This window comes from Paracoccus sp. C2R09, from assembly GCF_018860625.1.
Classification (GTDB): domain Bacteria; phylum Pseudomonadota; class Alphaproteobacteria; order Rhodobacterales; family Rhodobacteraceae; genus Paracoccus.
In genome coordinates, this window is record NZ_JAHKQB010000014.1 from 223699 (window position 1) to 241908 (window position 18210).

Annotated in this window: 20 protein-coding genes; 7 read left to right on the forward strand and 13 right to left on the reverse strand. The window is 67.8% G+C overall.

The features are described 5' to 3' along the window. Window positions 1-24 precede the first annotated feature (24 nt). Complete coding sequence (locus KO490_RS05145) at window positions 25-786, reverse strand: ComF family protein (protein WP_252727016.1); 762 nt, start codon at window positions 784-786, stop codon at window positions 25-27. Here KO490_RS05145 and KO490_RS05150 point away from each other — a divergent pair. Together KO490_RS05150 and hemH are read left to right on the forward strand one after the other, a co-directional pair. Further along, window positions 785-1627, forward strand: a complete 843-nt coding sequence (locus tag KO490_RS05150; RefSeq protein WP_216018320.1) for a methyltransferase domain-containing protein — start codon at window positions 785-787, stop codon at window positions 1625-1627. The two genes, KO490_RS05145 and KO490_RS05150, sit on opposite strands and share 2 nt — an antisense overlap. Continuing rightward, a complete protein-coding gene (hemH, locus tag KO490_RS05155; RefSeq protein WP_216018321.1) occupies window positions 1624-2652 on the forward strand; it encodes a ferrochelatase in 1029 nt (342 codons plus the stop codon). The genes KO490_RS05150 and hemH overlap by 4 nt, the downstream gene beginning before the upstream one ends. Window positions 2653-2689: 37 nt before the next feature. Here hemH and KO490_RS05160 read toward each other — a convergent pair whose 3' ends face one another. Beyond that, complete coding sequence (locus KO490_RS05160) at window positions 2690-3319, reverse strand: L,D-transpeptidase (RefSeq protein ID WP_216018322.1); 630 nt, start codon at window positions 3317-3319, stop codon at window positions 2690-2692. 199 nt (window positions 3320-3518) lie between these two features. Between KO490_RS05160 and KO490_RS05165 the strand changes: the two genes are divergently transcribed. Continuing rightward, the gene (locus tag KO490_RS05165) at window positions 3519-4031 is read left to right on the forward strand and encodes a CAP domain-containing protein (RefSeq protein WP_216018323.1); all 513 of its coding nucleotides are present in this window, start codon (window positions 3519-3521) and stop codon (window positions 4029-4031) included. Between the two features lie 46 nt (window positions 4032-4077). Here the strand turns inward: KO490_RS05165 and KO490_RS05170 are convergent, their stop codons facing one another. The 6 genes from KO490_RS05170 to KO490_RS05195 form a co-directional block, all read right to left on the reverse strand. Beyond that, window positions 4078-4599, reverse strand: coding sequence for a murein L,D-transpeptidase family protein (locus KO490_RS05170; RefSeq protein WP_216018324.1), 522 nt, complete (start codon window positions 4597-4599; stop codon window positions 4078-4080). Between the two features lie 76 nt (window positions 4600-4675). Then, window positions 4676-5896, reverse strand: a complete 1221-nt coding sequence (locus tag KO490_RS05175; protein WP_216018325.1) for a class I SAM-dependent RNA methyltransferase — start codon at window positions 5894-5896, stop codon at window positions 4676-4678. Continuing rightward, window positions 5893-7737 carry an ABC transporter ATP-binding protein gene (locus KO490_RS05180; protein ID WP_216018326.1) on the reverse strand — a complete coding sequence of 615 codons (1845 nt, stop codon included), beginning with the start codon at window positions 7735-7737 and terminating at the stop codon, window positions 5893-5895. The genes KO490_RS05175 and KO490_RS05180 overlap by 4 nt, the downstream gene beginning before the upstream one ends. Then, complete coding sequence (locus KO490_RS05185) at window positions 7734-8894, reverse strand: CCA tRNA nucleotidyltransferase (protein WP_216018327.1); 1161 nt, start codon at window positions 8892-8894, stop codon at window positions 7734-7736. Before KO490_RS05185 ends, KO490_RS05180 begins: the two co-directional genes overlap by 4 nt. Continuing rightward, a complete protein-coding gene (locus KO490_RS05190) occupies window positions 8891-9484 on the reverse strand; it encodes a CoA pyrophosphatase (protein WP_303462881.1) in 594 nt (197 codons plus the stop codon). The genes KO490_RS05185 and KO490_RS05190 overlap by 4 nt, the downstream gene beginning before the upstream one ends. Beyond that, window positions 9481-10497 carry an Hsp33 family molecular chaperone HslO gene (locus KO490_RS05195; RefSeq protein ID WP_216018328.1) on the reverse strand — a complete coding sequence of 339 codons (1017 nt, stop codon included), beginning with the start codon at window positions 10495-10497 and terminating at the stop codon, window positions 9481-9483. The genes KO490_RS05190 and KO490_RS05195 overlap by 4 nt, the downstream gene beginning before the upstream one ends. A 150-nt stretch (window positions 10498-10647) precedes the next feature. Between KO490_RS05195 and KO490_RS05200 the strand changes: the two genes are divergently transcribed. Next, window positions 10648-11091: an NUDIX domain-containing protein gene (locus tag KO490_RS05200; RefSeq protein WP_216018329.1), complete on the forward strand. Its 444-nt coding sequence runs from the start codon at window positions 10648-10650 to the stop codon at window positions 11089-11091. On the opposite strand, the gene KO490_RS05205 is transcribed toward KO490_RS05200, so the two are convergent. The 3 genes from KO490_RS05205 to KO490_RS05215 all read right to left on the reverse strand — a co-directional run bounded on the left by KO490_RS05205 (window position 11066) and on the right by KO490_RS05215 (window position 14498). Continuing rightward, complete coding sequence (locus KO490_RS05205) at window positions 11066-12364, reverse strand: PP2C family protein-serine/threonine phosphatase (protein WP_216018330.1); 1299 nt, start codon at window positions 12362-12364, stop codon at window positions 11066-11068. The genes KO490_RS05200 and KO490_RS05205 overlap by 26 nt on opposite strands. Window positions 12365-12454: 90 nt before the next feature. Then, on the reverse strand, window positions 12455-13696 hold the full coding sequence (gene ilvA, locus KO490_RS05210) for a threonine ammonia-lyase IlvA (protein ID WP_216018331.1): 1242 nt from the start codon (window positions 13694-13696) through the stop codon (window positions 12455-12457). Window positions 13697-13736: 40 nt separating this feature from the next. Next, window positions 13737-14498: a hypothetical protein gene (locus KO490_RS05215; protein ID WP_216018332.1), complete on the reverse strand. Its 762-nt coding sequence runs from the start codon at window positions 14496-14498 to the stop codon at window positions 13737-13739. 106 nt (window positions 14499-14604) lie between these two features. Here KO490_RS05215 and KO490_RS05220 point away from each other — a divergent pair, with 106 nt between their 5' ends. The 3 genes from KO490_RS05220 (at window position 14605) to KO490_RS05230 (ending at window position 17091) form a co-directional block, all read left to right on the forward strand. Next, window positions 14605-15831: an argininosuccinate synthase gene (locus tag KO490_RS05220; protein ID WP_216018333.1), complete on the forward strand. Its 1227-nt coding sequence runs from the start codon at window positions 14605-14607 to the stop codon at window positions 15829-15831. A gap of 106 nt (window positions 15832-15937) precedes the next feature. After that, on the forward strand, window positions 15938-16471 hold the full coding sequence (gene mog / locus KO490_RS05225) for a molybdopterin adenylyltransferase (protein ID WP_216018334.1): 534 nt from the start codon (window positions 15938-15940) through the stop codon (window positions 16469-16471). A 104-nt stretch (window positions 16472-16575) separates the two neighbouring features. After that, window positions 16576-17091, forward strand: coding sequence for a hypothetical protein (locus KO490_RS05230; RefSeq protein WP_216018335.1), 516 nt, complete (start codon window positions 16576-16578; stop codon window positions 17089-17091). Here KO490_RS05230 and KO490_RS05235 read toward each other — a convergent pair whose 3' ends face one another. Together KO490_RS05235 and KO490_RS05240 are read right to left on the reverse strand one after the other, a co-directional pair. Continuing rightward, window positions 17092-17793, reverse strand: a complete 702-nt coding sequence (locus KO490_RS05235) for an LrgB family protein (protein ID WP_252727017.1) — start codon at window positions 17791-17793, stop codon at window positions 17092-17094. Continuing rightward, window positions 17790-18173, reverse strand: coding sequence for a CidA/LrgA family protein (locus KO490_RS05240; RefSeq protein WP_216018337.1), 384 nt, complete (start codon window positions 18171-18173; stop codon window positions 17790-17792). Before KO490_RS05240 ends, KO490_RS05235 begins: the two co-directional genes overlap by 4 nt. Window positions 18174-18210: the final 37 nt, after the last annotated feature.

Genomic DNA, 18210 nt, shown 5'->3' on the forward strand with positions numbered 1-18210 from the left:
GTCCTTTCTGTCTGGCCCCCTTATCTAGTGCTCCTTGAGCGACCTTGCCAGAACCACCACGGAAACCGGTCCCGATCCCGCCTGCAGAAGCGCATGCGCCGCCGCCGAGATCGTCCCCCCCGAGGCCATCACGTCATCGACCAGCAGGACGGGCCGGTCCTGCAGCGCCGCGACCTGGGCCTGCGTGACGGCGAAGGCGTCGGTCTGGTTGGCGATGCGTTCCAGCCTGCCGCGCCGGTCCTGCGATTGCGTGTGGCGCGTCCGGCGCAGCATGGTCGGGTGATGCGGCAGGTCCAGTTCGCGCGCCAACCGCGCGGCCAGCTGCGCCGCCTGGTTGTAGCGGCGCTTCAGCAGCCTGCGCGGATGAATGGGAATGGGCACGACGATCTGGTCGGGTTCGACCAGGGGGCGCGCCGCCCGTGCCAGCCAGCCTGCCAAGGGCGGGACCATGTCCAGCCTGTCGCCATGCTTCAGCGACAGGATCAGCCGCCGTGCCGTCCCGCCATAGACCATCGCGGCCCGCCCCCGCGACCAGGGCCGGGGGGCCGCCAGGCAATCGTCGCAGACGATGCCCGCAGCCTCGGTCAATCCGTCATCGGGCAGGGGCACCCCGCAGCAATCGCAGACCGATCGCCACAGGAATTCCGCCGCCGGCCAGCAATCGGGGCACAGCTGCACCTCGCCGGTGGCTGCGACGGCGGCGCCGCAGGACAGGCATTGGGGCGGATATATCAGCGCCAGCGCGGCTTTAACCGTCCCCAAAAGCACCCTATGTTGAAGCGTCATGAAAATCCCCGATCCCCGGACCCGCCCGACCCTGACCGACCGAGACGCCCTGCTGCGCCAACGCGACCGCGCGCGGCGTCGGGGCATGGTCGATCTGTTCCACCAGATCGCCGCCGACGAGATCGAGGATAGGCTGATCGAGGTTAACAGAAGCTTTACCGACATCGCGATCGTCACCGGCTTCCCCGAGATATGGCAGGCGCGTTTCCCGGCGGCGCGTGTCGTGGCGGACGATGCCCTGCTGGATCTGCAGCCCGGCGCGCATGATCTGGTGATCCATGCCATGGCGCTGCACTGGGCCGACGATCCGGTGGGCCAGATCGCGCAGTGCCGCCGCGCGCTGCGGCCCGACGGGCTGTTCATGGGCGTGGCCTTCGGCAACCAGACCCTGCAGGAACTGCGCGGCGCCCTGGCCCAGGCCGAGGCCGAGGTGACGGGCGGCCTGGCCCCCCGCATCCTGCCCATGGGCGAGATCCGCGATCTGGGCGGCCTGCTGCAACGGGGCGGGCTGGCGCTGCCGGTGGCCGACCTGCTGAGCCAGCGTGCAAGCTATCGTGATATCGCGCATCTGTGCCGCGATCTTCGCGGCATGGGCGAGGGGAACGCGATGGAGGCCCGGCTGCGGCGTCCAACCTCGCGCGCGGTCTTTGCGCGGGCGGGGGCGATCATGGCCGAACACCATGCCGACCGCGACGATCCGTCCCGTGTCGCAGTCACCTTCGATCTGGTCTTTCTGACCGGATGGGCCCCAGCCGAGAACCAGCAGAAACCCCTCAGGCCCGGCTCGGCCAGGACATCACTGGCCGATGCGCTGAACCAGTTCAGGAAGAACGACGAATGAAACCGACCCACGCGCCCGCAGATCACCCCCCCGTCAAGCCCGGCAAGACCGGCATCCTCATCGCGAACCTGGGGACGCCGGACAATTACGACTACTGGTCGATGCGGCGCTACCTGAACGAATTCCTGTCCGACCGCCGGGTGATCGACCTGCCGCGCTGGAAATGGCAGCCGCTGCTGCAGGGCATCATCCTGACCTTCCGGCCCTTCAGTTCGGGCAAGAACTACAAGTCGATCTGGAACGAGGCCGAGGGAGAGAGCCCGCTGGCGACGATCACCAAGTCCCAGACCCGGATGCTGGCCGAACTGGCGCAGGGGGAATGGGGCGATCAGGTGATGGTCGATTACTGCATGCGCTACGGCAACCCCTCGACCCATGACGTGCTGGACCGGATGGTGAAGGCGGGGTGCCGCCGGATCGTGTTCCTGCCGCTCTATCCCCAATATGCGGGACCGACCTCGGCCACGGCGAACGACCAGCTGTTCCGTGCTGCGATGGAGCAGACCTGGCAGCCGGCCATCCGCACCTGCGAGCCCTATGTGGATCGCCCCGACTATATCGCGGCGCTGGCCGACAGCGTGCGGCGCACGCTGGGCGACCGGGTTCCGTCCAAGCTGGTCGCCTCCTATCACGGGATGCCCAGGCGTTACCTGATGCAGGGCGATCCCTATCACTGCCAGTGCCAGAAGACGTCGCGCCTGCTGCGCGAGGCGCTGGGCTGGCCCGAAGGCGTCATCGACACGACCTTCCAGTCGGTCTTCGGCAAGGAGGAATGGCTGCGCCCCTACACGGTCGAGCATGTCGCCGAACTTGCGAGGCAAGGGCATGGCGACATCGCCGTCATCTCGCCCGCATTCTCGTCGGACTGCATCGAGACCCTGGAGGAGATCAACGGAGAGATCCGCGAGGCCTACGAGGAGGCCGGCGGCCACGGCTTCACCTACATCCCCTGCCTGAACGACGACCCCGCGCATGTCCGCGTCATGCTGGAGATCGTGCGCGAGAACATCCAGGGCTGGGTCTGATGCGAAAGGGGCGGCATGTCTGCCGCCCCCTCACGGATCAGGTCATGACCAGGACCTGAGTGCCCAGTTTTGCCAGGCCGAACAGCTCGGCAATATGTTCGTTGTACAGCCCGATGCAGCCGTTCGACGACTTGCGGCCGATCTTGCGCGTGTCATGCGTGCCGTGGATGCGGTAATACTGCCAGGACAGCCACAGCGCATGGGTGCCAAGCGGGTTGTCGGGCCCCGGCGGCACGAAATCGGGCCATTCGGGATTGCTGGCCTTCATGCTGGGGGTGGGCGCCCAGCTGGGACCGTCGACCTTTTTGATGATCTCGGTCCGGCCCGTGCGGGTCAGTTCGGCGCTGACCGGGATCGAGCTGGGATAGACGCGATAGGTGTTCCCGTCCTCGGACCAGTAATGCACCGCGCGCGACGTCAGATCGCACAGGATCGCGCCATTGGTCAGCGTCTCGAAATGCGGACGCCAGTCCTGCATCCGGAAGCTGGAGATGTTGTGCTGCGGCCCGCTGTTCGAAGGCGCTGCGGGCGCTGCCTGCGCGGCGGGCAGCGGCTGTCCGGTATAGGGGTCGTATTGCTGCGCGCGCGCGGGAACCGCCAGGGTGGCGGCGCCGAACGCGGCGGCCGAGCCGAGAAAGGCACGGCGGTCGAAGGACGATCTGCTCATCTGCTCAATTCCGTGGGTTGGTCCCCGCTCTGATGGGGCGGGATTGATCGGGGATCAGCATAAACCGCGACACGATTCGCCACAAACCCTTCCCTTCGGTTTCGGGCTCTGCTCGCCGTCACGTGAAGTTGCGTTTGATGCGGCGGGGCGCATTGGATAATGGTCGGAACGACAATACTCGAGGGACGCGAGGAAAACTATGCAGATCAAGGCGATCGCCGTTATCGGCATGCTGCTGGCCACGGCCTGCACCCCGGCATATCTGCGTCAGCAGCCCCTGCCGCAGACCGCCGAACCCGCCGCGGCCCCCGTCGCACCGGTCGATGACCGGGCTGCGATCGGTGGTAGGGTGTTGCAGCAGATCAACACGTTGCGCGGGAATATCGGGGCGCAGCCGCTGGTGCCGAACGACCAGTTGAAGACCGCGGCGCTGGCCCATGCACGGGACATGTCCGCGCAGAACCGGGCCTGGCACTGGGGCTCGGACGGGTCCTCGCCGCTGGATCGGGCGCAGCGGGCGGGATACCAGGGCCATCTGGTGGGCGAGAACATCTCGGAAAGCTACGAGAACGAGATCCAGACCCTGTCCGCCTGGATGAGCACGCGCGACACGCGCGACGTGATCATGGATCCCGCCGCCACGCAGATGGGCTTCGACTGGTACAAGGAGCCTTCGGGCAAGCTGTGGTGGGTCCTGCTGACGGGCAGCTGACCGTGCCAAGCGAAAGGCCCCGCGGATGGCGGGGCCGGAACGGGGATCAGGCGCTGATCACGATCGGGATGCCCGGCGGGACCATGGCATAGATCTCCTCGATCTCCTCGTCGGTGACCGAGATGCAGCCCGCCGTCCAGTCGCGGCGACGGGGGAACAGGTTGTTCCCGTCGGGGCCGCGGCCATGGATGAAGATGTCGCCGCCCGGGCTGCGGCCATGGGCCTCGGCATAGGCGCGGTCCTGCGCATTCGGATAGGACACGCCCACCGACAGATGGAAGGCGCTGCGCGGGTTGAAGCGGTCGATATAATACACGCCCTCGGGCGTCCTGCCGTCGCCCTCGAACTGCTTGTGACCGACCGGCGCGAACCCGAGGCTGACATCGTAGGACTTCACCACGGTGTTGCCGCTGACGAGGTACAGCTTGCGCGCCCCCTTGTTCACGTTGATCTGCGTCACCGCGGGACCGGAGTATCTCTGGAACTTGCTCGGCTCTTGCGGCTTGCCGCAAGCGGCCAGCAGCGCAAGCGCGGACAAGGTGAAACTCCGACGAGTCGTTTTGCTCATCACTGCCTCTGACACGTGTTTTTGTTGGTTGTTCATTTGGGATACCACAGCCTGCCGTATCATGCCTAGCGGGGGGTTAAGCCAGTGTGAATTGCGCGACAATTTCGACATGTGGCGAAAAGCGGAACTGGTCCACGACCCGCAGCGATTCGATCTGGTAGCCCGCATCGGCCAAGATACGCGCATCCTTGGCAAAATTGACCGGATCGCAGGCAACGAAGGCCAGCAGGGGGACGCGTGCCTCGGCGATGCGGGCCACCTGCGCCGCCGCACCCGCGCGTGGCGGATCGATCACGATCGCGTCAAATTGCGCAAGTTCGTCGGCCAGAAGCGGCCGTCTTGCAAGGTCGCGGATCTCGGTCGTGACCTTTCGCAGGCCTTGCCCGGACCGCCATGCCGAATCAAGCGCATGCAAGGGTTCGGCCATGCCCTCGACCGCATGCACCTCGGATCCCTCGGCCAGGGGCAGGGTGAAGGTCCCGCATCCTGCGAACAGATCCGCGATCCGCTGCGCGTCCCTGGTGATCCGCCGGACCTCGGACAGCAGTGCGGCCTCGCCCTGGGCGGTGGCCTGCAGGAAGGCTGCGGGCGGGGGGACCATGCGCGTGCGGCCCATCGGCAGGGCGGGCGCGCGGCGGGTGATGGATTCGCCGTCCCATGTCAGCCGCGCAAGATCGCCCTCCTCGGCCAGTGCCGCCAGTGCCGCGAACAGCGGCGGGTCCATCGGCTTGCCGCCGGCAACCGTCACGTCCAGCCCCTCGGGGGTGTGGATCACCGTCAGCGACAGTTCCGCCTGACGCGAGGCCCCGGTCACGACCAGGCGGCGCAGCAGCGGAAGGGCGGCGACGATGGCGGGGTGCAGGATATGGCATTCGGCCATGTCCACGATCACCCCCGATGCGCGGGCGTGGAATCCCAGAAGCGCGCCCTTCTTCGTGCGCTTGCCCGACAGGACGGCCCGCCTGCGGGAATTCAGCGGCGAGGTATCGACCCCGTCCACCTGCGTCTCGATCCCGTGGGCGGCAAGCGCGGCGGCGACCACCTGCGCCTTCCATTCGGCGGTGAAGCCTTCGGAGGCATGCATCAGCGAACATCCCCCGCAGGCGCGGTAATGCGCACAGATCGGGCGCACCCGATCCGGCGAAGGTGTAACGATCTTCGGCTGCGCGATCCGTCCCTCGATGGCCTCGCCTGCGATCTCCTCGCCCGGCAGGGTCAGGGGGGCCAGCGCGCGTTCGTCTTCGCGAAGGGCCACGCCGTCGCCGCGACGGCCCAGCCGTTCGATCGTCCAGTTCATTCGGCCGCCTCCTCGGTGCCCAGGAAGCCGCCCGATTGCCGGTTCCAGTAGCGCGCGTAAAGACCGTTCTGCGCCAGCAGCTGATCGTGGCTGCCCTGTTCGACGATGCGGCCGCCATCCAGCACCACGATCCGGTCCAGTTCCGCGATGGTGGACAGGCGGTGCGCGATGGCCAGCACCGTCTTGCCCTGCATGGCGCGGGTCAGGGCGTCCTGCACCTGGGCCTCGACCTCGCTGTCCAATGCGCTGGTCGCCTCGTCCAGGACCAGGATCGGGGCGTCCTTCAGGAAGGCACGGGCGATGGCGATGCGCTGGCGCTGCCCGCCCGACAGCTTGACCCCGCGTTCGCCCAGATGCGCGTCGTATCCCTTGCGGCCGGCGTGATCCTCCAGCCCCAGGATGAAGTCATGCGCCTCGGCGGCCCTGGCGGCGGCGACGATGTCGTCCTGCGATGCGCCCGGACGGCCATAGAGGATGTTGTCGCGGGCCGATCGGTTGAACATCGCGGTTTCCTGCGTGACCATCGCGATCTGGCGGCGCAGGCTGTCCTGGGTGATGCGGCGCAGGTCGCGCCCGTCCAGCCTGATCGCCCCGGTCTCCACATCATAGAGCCGCAGCAGCAGCGCCACGAGGGTCGATTTCCCGGCCCCCGAAGCGCCCACGATGCCGATCTTCTGGCCGGGTTCGATGGTCAGGTCCAGGTCCTGCAGCCCGCTTGCCTGCCTGCCATAGGCAAAGCCCACGCGGTCGAATTCGACCCGACCCTCGGCCCGTCCGATGGCCTCGGCATCGGGTGCATCGGCCAGGGCATGGGGCGGGGACAGGGTCTTCATCCCGTCCTCGATCTCTCCGATATTGCCCCACATGCCCATCAGCGCCATGCTGACCCAGCCGGTCATCTGCGACAGGCGCAGCGCGATCGCGCCCGAGGCCGCGACATCGCCCACGCTGGCCAGCCCGTCATGCCACAGCATGACCGATCCGCCGACCAGGATCACCGGCAGGATGCCTGCGACGAACATTAACGAGAACCGGAACCAGGTGGACACCACCCCGAAATCCAGCGCGCGTTCGCGGAACCCCGCCATGGCCCCCAGGGCGGCCTGATCCTCGTGGTCGTCATGGGCGAACAGCTTGACAGTCTTGATGTTGGTGATCGTATCCACGACCTGTCCCGTGACCATGGCCCGCGCCGCGGCCCGCGCACCGGATTTCGCCCGGATGCGCGGCAGGAAGAAGCGGATCAGGCCCAGATAGGTCCCGAACCACACGACCAGCGCCAGTGCGCCCCACCCGTCGACGGAAATCAGGAAGGCCGCCGATCCCAGCACCGAAGCCAACGCGAAGGCCACCACGTTCACCAGTTCAGAGGCGACATCGGTGACGGCGCGCGCGGTCTGCATCTGTTTCTGCGCCAGCCGTCCCGCGAAGTCGTTGTCGAAGAAGGTGACGGATTGTCCCATCGTCCAGCGATGCAGCCGCGACAGGACCAGCGGCAGGATGTTCGGCGTGACGATCACGTTGCTGCTGGCGGTGGACAGCCCGAAGATCGCGGGGCGCAGCAGCAGGAAGAAGCCCACGAAGACGGCCATGGCCACCCAGTTGTCGGCCCAGAAGCTGCCCGGCGTGCTGCCGGTCACCGCATCCACCACCAGCCCCAGCAGCATGGCCGAGATGACATCGGCAAGCCCGCCCAGTGCCGATGCGACGGCGGCGAAGCCCAGGCCCTTCCACGCGCCCGACAGGCACCAGCGGAAGAAGGCCAGCAGCGTGCGGGGCGGGGGGCCGTCTGCGGGACGGAAGGCGTCGACCATGCGACCCATGCGGGCGTGAAGGTTCATGCGGTATCCTCGGCTGCGGCGATGGCGGTATCGATGAGGGCGGGGGCAGGCATGACGAAACCCGAAGCGATCCAGGCGGTTTCCGCCGCGCGCAATCCGCGCCCGATGGCGGGGCCCTGCAATCCGGGCAGATCGCCCGCGGAAATGGGCAGGCGTGCGGCATGCGCCCGCTGCAGGCGCGCGCGCCAATCGGGGGGAAGGGACGCGCCGCTTGCGGCCACAAGGACCGCATGGTCGCGGGCGGCGACCGGGTCCAGCCGGTAACCGGCCTCGTTCAGCGACCAGCCTCGGGCGTCGCGCAGCGATTGCTGATGGCGGGTTTCCTGGCGCGACAGGCGCAGCGCTTCGGCAGCGTCGGGGGCATCCAGCGCGGCCAGGCGGCGTGGCCAACGGGGCGGTTCGCCAAGCGCGATCTCGGTCGCGATCAGCCTGTCCAGCGCCGGGGCGTCCGCGCCGGGCAGCAGATGGGCCAGCACGCCCCTCTGCGCCATCAGTTCGACCGAGGCGCGCGGATCGGGTGCGGCCAGCAGCTTGCGCATTTCCGCCCCGATGCGTTCGCGGGCGATGCGGTCCAGCCCGCATGCTAGCGCGGCGCAGGCATCGACGGCCTGCGGGTCGGCATCGTCGCCATACCAGGCCAGAAAGCGGAAGAATCGCAGGATGCGCAGGTAATCCTCGGCAATGCGGCGTTCGGGATCGCCCACGAAGCGCAGCCGCCGCGCCGCCAGGTCGGGCAGTCCGCCCATTGGGTCCAGCACCACCCCGTCGGCCCCGGCATAGAGCGCGTTCATCGTGAAATCGCGCCGCGCCGCATCCTCGGCCAGATCGTCCGAGAAGCTGACGACGGCATGGCGACCGTCGGTTTCCACATCGCGGCGCAGGGTCGTGACCTCGTATCCCTTGCCGCCCGCGACCAGCGTCACGGTACCGTGGTCGATCCCCGTGGGCACGGCCTTCAGGCCGGCATCGGCCGCCAAGGCCATCACCCGGTCGGGATGTGCGTCGGTCGCGATGTCGATATCGTCGACCGGCTGGCCCAGCAGCGCATTGCGCACCGCCCCGCCGACCAGCCAGGCCCGCGCACCATCGACACTCAGCGCCGCGAACACGCGCCGCAGGTCGGGATCGTCCATGACGGCATCGGGCATCCGCGTCATCGCGCCAACCTCTCGGCCAAACCGAAGAGGATGCGCGCCGTCGCGCCCCACAGGTAATACGGCCCGAAGGGCGCCGCCTGATAGGCCCGCCACCCCCCGCGCCAGCGGCGGCGATGGGTGACATAGCGTGCGGGGTCCGCGACATGGGCGAAGGGCAGGGTGAAGACCTCCTGCACCTCTCCGGGTTCGGGGCGCGGATCGAAGGGGCCGGTGATCAGTCCGACGACCGGGGTGACGGCAAAGCCCGTGACGGTGCGGTGCACCGGCAGGCAGCCCAGCAATGTCACCGATGCGGGGTCCAGCCCGACCTCTTCCCGGGCCTCGCGGAGGGCGGCGGCGGTCTCGTCCGCGTCGCCCGGATCGACCTTGCCGCCGGGCAGGGCGATCTGACCGGGATGATGGCGCAGACCCGATGCACGCTTGGTCAGGACCAGCCGCCCGTCATCGGCATGGAATGCGGCAAGAACGCCCGCCCGGCGCAGCGTTGCGTCGGGCGGGGTGGCACCGGGGTTCAGGTCGTAATCCGAACTGGCATGTCCCGGTGCGGCAAGGGCCCGGCGCAGCCTGTCGCCGGACCAGTCGCGGATCACTGATCCCCCTTGGGGTCCAGCGGGTTGCCGTTCTCGTCCACCGTCGCCTCGAAGCCCAGGCTTAGCGGATCGAATTCGTAATGCGCGCCGCAGAACTGGCAATCGGCCGTGACCTTGCCGTCATCGGTGGTCATGTGCTGGATGTCCTTGGCCGAATAGATCGACAGCGTCCCGCGAACCCGGTCCGCGCTGCACGAACAGCCGAACTCGACCGGCTGGGCGTCATAGGCGCGCGGGGTCTCCTCGTGGAACAGGCGCACCAGAAGGTCCGTGGGTCCGACCGCGGGGCCGATCAGTTCCAGCGTCTCGACAGTGTCCAGCAGCATGTTGGCGCGGTTCCAGTTCTCGGATTCGGCACCTTGCAGGATATCGGCGGCCTCGATCAGGCCGTCCTGTCCGCTGCCGCCATCGCCCGCCTGCTGGGGCTGGCCCGGCAGGGTCTGCAGCATCATGCCGCCCGCGCGCCATTGCGGACCCGAACCGGGCAGGTGCGAATGCCCCGACGCCAGGTGGAACCGCGTCGGCAGCTGTTCGGACTGCGCGAAATAGGTCTGCGCGCAGGCCGACAGCGATCCGCCCGCAATCGGGGTGATCCCCTGATAGGGCGTGCTGCCCTGGCCCTGGTCGATCAGGATCGCGAAATACCCGTCGCCGATCTGGTCGAAGGGCTTCGAGGAATCCAGCCGCTCGGCATCGAAGCTGGCCCAGGCACGGATGCGGGCGGGCGCGCCTTCGGCCTCGGGGGCGAAGTAATCGGCCGCCAATGTGCGGATCGCGCCCGTGCCACGGACCTGCAGGCTTAGCTTCCAGCGCAGCTTCATCGTCGGGCCGATCAGCGCGGTCAGCAGCGCGATCTCGGCCACCATGGCGGCGACGGGCGCGGGATAGTCGTGGCGGGTCAGGATATGGTCCAGAACGCCGTCCAGCCGGGCCACGCGGCCGCGGATGTCCGAACGGTCCAGCTGGAACGGCAGGACCGTATCGTCCCAGGCAATCTGGTTGATCTTGTTCATGGGGCTTCCTTGAATTCTCTTCCTGGGCGCCAAGCGCCGGGTCGGGGCCCAATATAGGCGATTTCGCGACGATCCCAAGGGGCCGCCTTTTACCGCAGGGGCATGCGCGGTATCACCGTCGCGCATATCGGACCTATTGGGGAAACAGCCATGATCCCGCGTTTCGGACAGCCGCCAAGCCCACGCCACGCCTATCGGCGGCGGGCGGGTGCCTATGCCATCCTGTGGCGCGACGGCCGCATCCTGCTGACCTTCCAGCGTCGGCCCGAACCCGAATTCCAGCTGCCCGGCGGCGGGATCGATCCGGGCGAATCCCCCATCCGCGCGCTGCATCGCGAGGTCTACGAGGAAACCGGCTGGCGGATCGGGCAGGCGCAGCGGATCGGGGCCTATCGGCGGTTCTGCAACATGCCGGAACTGGGCCATCACGCCGAAAAGCGCTGCGAGATCTGGGTCGCCCGTCCGACGCTGCTGCTGGGCCCCCCGACCGAACCGGGACACAGCGCGCATTGGGTCACCCCGTCCGAGGCGCTGGCACTGATCGAGGATGCGGGATCGCTGGCCGCGCTCAGCTCGTGGTTGGGCGGGCGCTGAGCTGGACGAGCCGCGCATCGTTGCGCATCTCGATCAGGACGGCCGAGACGTCGTCCAGTCTTTCGCCGCGGCTGTATTCCGATACCGACCAGGCCATGGATTCGAGGAAGGCATGCCCCGACAGGAAGGCGTTGGTGCGCAGGATCGCCTCGAGCCCCTCGTCGCCCAGCTGGGTGCCGTTCGGGGTCGCGGCCTCGGTCACGCCGTCCGAGGTGATCAGCAGCCGGTCGCCGGGCTTCAGCTGCAATTCCAGTTCGTCGAAGATGGGGCGTTCGAAGACGCCGATGGGCATGCCGCCCCTGCCCAGATGTTCGATGCTGCCATCCGCGCGCTGCAGCACGGGGTGGGGGTGGCCCGCCTGAACCATGCGCAGCTGCCCTGTGCTGTGGTTCATCTCGGCATAGATCATGGTGAAGTAGCTGTCGGTGTTCATCTCCTCGAGCATCATGCCGTTGAAGAAATGCGCCAGCGCGCCTGGACCGCGCGGATCGATCCCGCCCTGCGCCGCCCGAAGCGCGACGTTCAGATCGGACGAGCTGGACAGATGCACCGAAAGCTGCGCGGTCAGCAGCGCCGCCGTCACGCCATGCCCCGACACGTCCAGCGCATAGATCCCCAGCCAATCCCCCGAGATCGGAAAGAAGCCCACCAGATCGCCGCCGATATGCCCCGCGGGCCGCAGCAGCAGGCTGATGTCCAGCTGACCGAAACGCCCCGATCTTTCGCGCACCAGCCCCTGCTGCAGCTTGCGGGCCTCGCGCAGGTCGCGCTCCATCGCGGCCTGGGTTTCCGACAGCTGCGCCATCGCGGTGCGAAGGCGCGCATTGCTGGCGCGCAGGTCGTCTTCCGTCCTGCGCATGCGTTCGGCGGCCGCAAGGCGTGCCATCAGTTCCGGGCGGGCGACCGGCAGCGACAGGAAGTCATCGACCCCCGCCGCCAGCCCCGCCGCCATTCCCTTGTCGCCGCGATCCGATGTCAGCAGCAGGAAATACCCCGAATGCGGCCCCGGATGCGCACGGAACTGCCGGCACAGGTCCAATCCGGTCATGTCGGGCAGTTGCGCCGATGACAGCAACAGGTCGGGATGGCGCGCGGTGATCTGGACGATCGCGTCGGCCCCGGTGGCGGCGGCCGTACATTCCAGCCCCGCCTGCTGAAGCATGGCCTGCAAGCTGTCGCGGCACGCATCCGCAGGCCCCGCCAGCAGCGCGTGGCGCGGCCTGTGGGCGGTGGTGTCGGCATCCGAGGGGCGGGGGCGATTCGCGGCTTTCATAACGCGGACCCTAGCGGGCAGGCCGTAAAGAAGCCGTAAAGGGCGTGGGTTCCGGCAGCGCGGGATGCACCGCCGGAACCCGGGGATGGGTCAGACCAGCAGTTCGGCCAAGATTCCGTCATTGGTGATGTCGCGGAAATTGAACCCGCCCTCGGTCAGTCGCTGCATCAGCGCGGTCAGGTTGGCGGGGGCCGTCGTCTCGATCCCGATCAGGACCGAGCCGAAATTGCGCGCCGATTTCTTCAGGTATTCGAACCGCGCGATATCGTCCTCGGGACCCAGCAGCTGCAGCAGGTCGCGCAGCGCGCCGGGGCGCTGCGGCATGCGCAGGACGAAATACTTCTTCAACCCAGAAAAGCGCTGCGCGCGTTCCTTGACCTCGGGCAGGCGCTCGAAGTCGAAATTGCCGCCCGAACAGACGACGACCACGGTCTTGCCGGTCAGGTCGCCCAGATCCGCAAGCACGTCCAGCGCCAACGCGCCCGCCGGTTCCAGGACGATGCCCTCGGCGTTCAGCATCTCCAGCATGGTGCCGCAGATCCGGTCCTCGGGGGCCAGATGCACCTGATCGGCCGAAAAGCGCGACAGATGCTCGAAGGGCAGGGCGCCGATGCGCGCGACCGCCGCGCCGTCGACGAAGCTGTCCACCGCGGGCAGGGCCACGGGCGCGCCCGATTGCAGCGCGGCCTGCAGGCTGGCCCCGCCCAGGGGCTCGGCAAAGGCGAACTCGGTATCGGGGGCCAGCCCGCGCAGATAACGCGTGACACCCGATGCAAGGCCGCCACCGCCCACCGGCAGCACGACCAGATCGGGGGCGCAGCCCAGCTGGTCCAGCATCTCCATGCCGACGGTGGCCTGACCCTCGATCACGTCGGGGGCGTCGAAGGGCGACAGGAAGGCCGCACCCTGTTCGGCGCAGAAGGCCTGCGCGGCGGCCAGCGTCTGGTCGAAGTAATCGCCGGTCAGCACGATCTCGATGGCGTCGCCGCCGAAGACGCGGGTCTTCTGGATCTTCTGCTGGGGCGTGGTGACGGGCATGAAGATCGTGCCCTTCGCGCCGAAATGACGGCAGGCATAGGCCACGCCCTGCGCGTGGTTGCCCGCACTGGCGCAGACGAAATGTCCGCGCGTGCCGGGCGTCACCAGCTTGCGCATGGCATTGTAGGCGCCACGCAGCTTGTAGCTGCGCACGGGGGTCAGATCCTCGCGCTTGAGCCAGATGTCGGCGCCGTATTTCGCCGACAGGTGGTCGTTGCGCTGCAGGGGCGTGGGCTCGAACAGGTCGCGAAGCGCGGCCTCGGCATGCTGGACGGAGGCGACAAAATTTTCCATGGCCATGGCCATGCCGCGAAAGCATCCGATTGGCAAGGGCTCAGCGCAGATCGCGCCCCTCGACCATGTGCCCCCAGAGCGTGGTGGCCAGCGACAGCCCGGCCAGCGCCCAGGCCCAGGACATCAGCACCGCGACGATGCCCGCAAGCAGCGCGGAATATGTGACCGAGGCGATCGCGGCCGGAACGAGCGAGGGCAGCGATTGCAGCACGAAGATCATCACCGCCAGCGACAGGAAGCAGCGCCATTGCCCGCCGGTGGCCCGCCACGCCCGCCGGATCGGCGCGGGCTCGCGCAGCGCGGCACCGGGCAGGGCGGTCAGCAGCCGCAGTCCCAGGGCCATGAACAGCACCATCAGCACGATCATCGTCGCCATCGCGAAGACGGCGCGGCCCATGCCCATGCCCATCCCGCCCATCGTCAGCGACATGATCGCCATCCCGAGGAACACCGGGACCATGATGATCAGGGCAATGACGATCCCCGTACCCGCATAGGTCAGCATCTGGCGCAGGCGGCCGGGTGCGACGATGCGCGGCGCGTCGCCCCGCAGGACGTGGCGATGCCACGCGACCGCCGTGGCAAGGAAGATGGCGGTATTCCCGGCGGCCAGGATCAGCACGATGGCGGGCGACATCCCCATCGGTCCCATCATCGCCCCCGGCACATGCGGGGTCGCGATCACCGACAGCAGCGTCGTCAGCGCCATCGCGGCAAGCAGCGGCCAGGCGACGTTCAGCGTGGCGCGCGGATCGTGGAACAGCATCAGCACCGCATGGCGCAGCAGGCGAAATGAAAGCATGGAAATGATCCCTATTCAGGCAGATGCACCCTATTCGCGCCGCAACCCTTGTGACAATGAACCGAACGCCGTATTCCCTGCCAAAATTCGTTGAAGGGTTAACCGCATGACCGACGCGCCGAAAAAAGTCGTCCTTGCCTATTCCGGTGGGCTGGACACCTCGATCATCCTCAAATGGCTCCAGACCGAGTATGGCTGCGAGGTCGTGACCTTCACCGCCGATCTGGGCCAGGGCGAGGAACTGGAGCCTGCCCGTGCCAAGGCGGAACTGCTGGGCATCGCCCCCGAGAACATCCATATCGAGGATCTGCGCGAGGAATTCGTGCGCGATTTCGTCTTCCCGATGTTCCGCGCCAATGCGCTCTATGAGGGGCTGTATCTGCTGGGCACCTCGATCGCGCGGCCGCTGATCTCCAAGCGGCTGGTCGAACTGGCGCAGCAGCACGGCGCGGATGCGGTGGCGCATGGCGCGACCGGCAAGGGCAACGACCAGGTCCGGTTCGAACTGTCGGCCTATGCGCTGGACCCGTCGATCAAGGTCATCGCACCCTGGCGCGAATGGGACCTGACCAGCCGCACCAAGCTGATCGAGTTCGCCGAGCAGAACCAGATCCCGATCGCCAAGGACAAGCGCGGCGAGGCCCCCTTCAGCGTCGACGCGAACCTGCTGCACACCAGCAGTGAGGGCAAGGCGCTGGAGAACCCCGCCGATGCCGCGCCCGAATACGTCTATCAGCGCACCGTCGCCCCCGAGGACGCCCCCGAGACGCCCGAATTCATCGAAGTGACCTTCGAGAAGGGCGATGCGGTCGCGATCAACGGCGAGGCGATGTCGCCCGCCACGATCCTGACCAAGCTGAACGAGCTGGGCGGCAAGCACGGCATCGGTCGCCTGGACTTCGTGGAAAACCGCTTCGTCGGCATGAAGTCGCGCGGCATCTACGAGACCCCCGGCGGCACCGTCCTGCTGGAGGCCCATCGCGGGATCGAGCAGATCACCCTGGACAGCGGCGCGGGCCACCTCAAGGACAGCCTGATGCCCCGCTATGCCGAGCTGATCTATAACGGCTTCTGGTTCAGCCCCGAGCGCGAGATGCTGCAGGCGGCCATCGACAAGAGCCAGGAACATGTCAGCGGCACGGTGCGTCTGAAGCTCTACAAGGGCAGCGCGACCTGCGTGGGTCGCTGGTCGGATCACTCGCTGTATTCCGAGGCGCATGTGACCTTCGAAGATGACGCCGGCGCATACGACCAGAAGGACGCGGCAGGCTTCATCCGCCTGAACGCGCTGCGCCTGAAGCTGATCGCCAACCGCAACGCCCGCTTCAAGTAAGCGCCGCGAAACGCGTTTCCGCAGCCCCGTCGGACATCCGTCCGGCGGGGTTTCCTTTTGCGCCGCGCCCCGCCAGATTGACCGCGCATCATCGAAAGGCCGCCCCATGACCCGTCCCGCCCGCATCGCCATCCTGACCGTCAGCGACCGCGCCGCCAGCGGCGAATACGAGGACAAGGGCGGTCCAGGGGCCGAGGCCTGGCTGCGCGGGGTGATCACCTCGGACATGGTAATCGACCGCCATATCGTCCCTGATGGACGAGAGGTCGTGGCCGACAAGTTGCGCGAACTGGCCGATGGCGGGGCGGACCTGATCCTTGTCACCGGCGGCACCGGCCCCGCGCCGCGCGATCTGACCCCCGAGGCGGTGTCCGACGTGGCCGAACGCGAATATCCGGGCTTTGGCGAGGAGATGCGCCGTGCCAGCCTGCGCGAGGTGCCGACCGCGATCCTGTCGCGCCAGACCGCCGTCAGCCGCGGCCGGACGCTGATCATCACCATCCCCGGCAAGCCCTCGGCCATCGCGACCTGCCTCGACGCGGTCTTTGCCGCCGTTCCCTATTGCCTGGACCTGCTGGGCGCCGCGCGGATCGAGACCGACCCCGCCCGCATCGAGGCGTTCCGGCCGAAGGCGAAGTGACCCGTTCCGGCACGAAACCGCCATGGCAGGGGCGGCCCGGTTGAATGCCCCCGTCGCCGGGCGTAGGCCCGGTGTCGATGCAACCGGCAAGGATAGGAAACCAGATGAAAAAATTCATGTCCCTCGTGGTCGCGGCAAGCTGCGGCCTGGGTGTCGGCACCGCAGCGGCGGCGCAGCCTTCCGATGCGCGGCTGGATGCGGCGGTCGGGTATTTCCAGGACATCTGCATGGGGGGCGGCGACCTGCGGGCATCGCTGCAGGCCTTCGAGGCATCGGGCGATTTCGGCAATCCGCAGGTCACCGATTCAGGCGGGCTCGTCTATGGCAGCTTCACCGGCCCGGATCGGATCAACGGTTCGGTCAAGATGGGCTTCGACGGGATCGCGGATCACTGCTCGATCATCGTGACGAACGCGGGCGATCCGCTGCAGACCTCCAAGGCCATCGCATTGCGCCTTGCGGGCGGCGATGCCGATGCGCTGCTGGCCGAGCCGGGCTTCGGCGATTATCCGGATGGCGGCATCGCCATCGAGGGGCCGCAGGGTGTGATCTTCGTGGCGCCGCTCGGGACCGGGGCGTCGTCGGACATCGTCCACGTCAACTTCTTCCCCGGCAAGTGATCAGCCGAAGGCCGCCAGCACAAGGGGCGCGATGATCGCCGTCAGCACGGCGTTCAGCCCCATGCCGATGCCGGAAAAGGCGCCGGCGGTCTGGTTCACCTGAAAGGCCCGCGCGGTCCCGATCCCATGCGCGGCGACGCCGATGGCAAAGCCCCGCGCACGCCAGTCGCGGATGCGCAGCAGGTCCAGAAGCGGGGTCACGACGATCGCGCCGAAGATGCCGGTCAGCAGGACCATCACGGCGGTCAGCGTGGGCTGGCCGCCCAGACGTTCGGCGATGCCGATGGCGACTGGGGCGGTGGTCGATTTCGGCGCCAGCGATGCCAGCACCGTGCCTTCGACCCCCATCGCATGGGCGATGGCCAGCGCGCTGATCACCGCCGTGCCCGACCCCGCCAGCAGCGCCGCGATCATCGGCAGGGCCGCGCGGCGCAGGCGGTGCAGGTTGTCCAGAAGCGGCAGCCCCAATGCGACCGTCGCGGGGCCCAGCATGAAATGCACGAATTGCGCCCCCTCGAAATAGGTCGCGTAATCGGTGCCCGTCAGCGACAAAAGCGCGCCCAGAAGGATCACGGCGATCATCACCGGGTTCGCCCAGCTCTGGCCCCCGGTGGCGCGCGCGCAGGCCGTTCCGGCCAGATAGGCCAGAAGCGTGGCGGTCAGCCAGATCAGGGGTTCCTGCGTCAGATAGGACCAGATCATCGCGTTCCCCGCCCGGATTTCAGTGCATTTGGATCGGTCGTTCCGGTCAGGCGCGACACCCATTGAAAGACCAGCGCCCCGATGCCGATGGCCAGCAGCGTGGACAGCGTGATGGCCAGCGCCAGTGCGATGCCCTGTTCGCGGATCAGCGCGACATGGGCCACGACGCCGACGCCCGCGGGCACGAAGAACAGCGACAGGTTCGCCAGCAGCCCCTGCGCGACGGGACGGATGCGGGTGATCAGCGCGGGGCGGATCATGCCCGCCACGACCATCAGGATCATGCCCAGCACCGGACCGGGCACGGGCAGGCCAAGCGCGCGGGTCGCGACTTCGCCCACGAGCTGGAAACACAGGATGATGGCAAGACCGGCGATCATGCCCCCTGAATACTGCGCGGGCGGCCCCTGCGCCAGC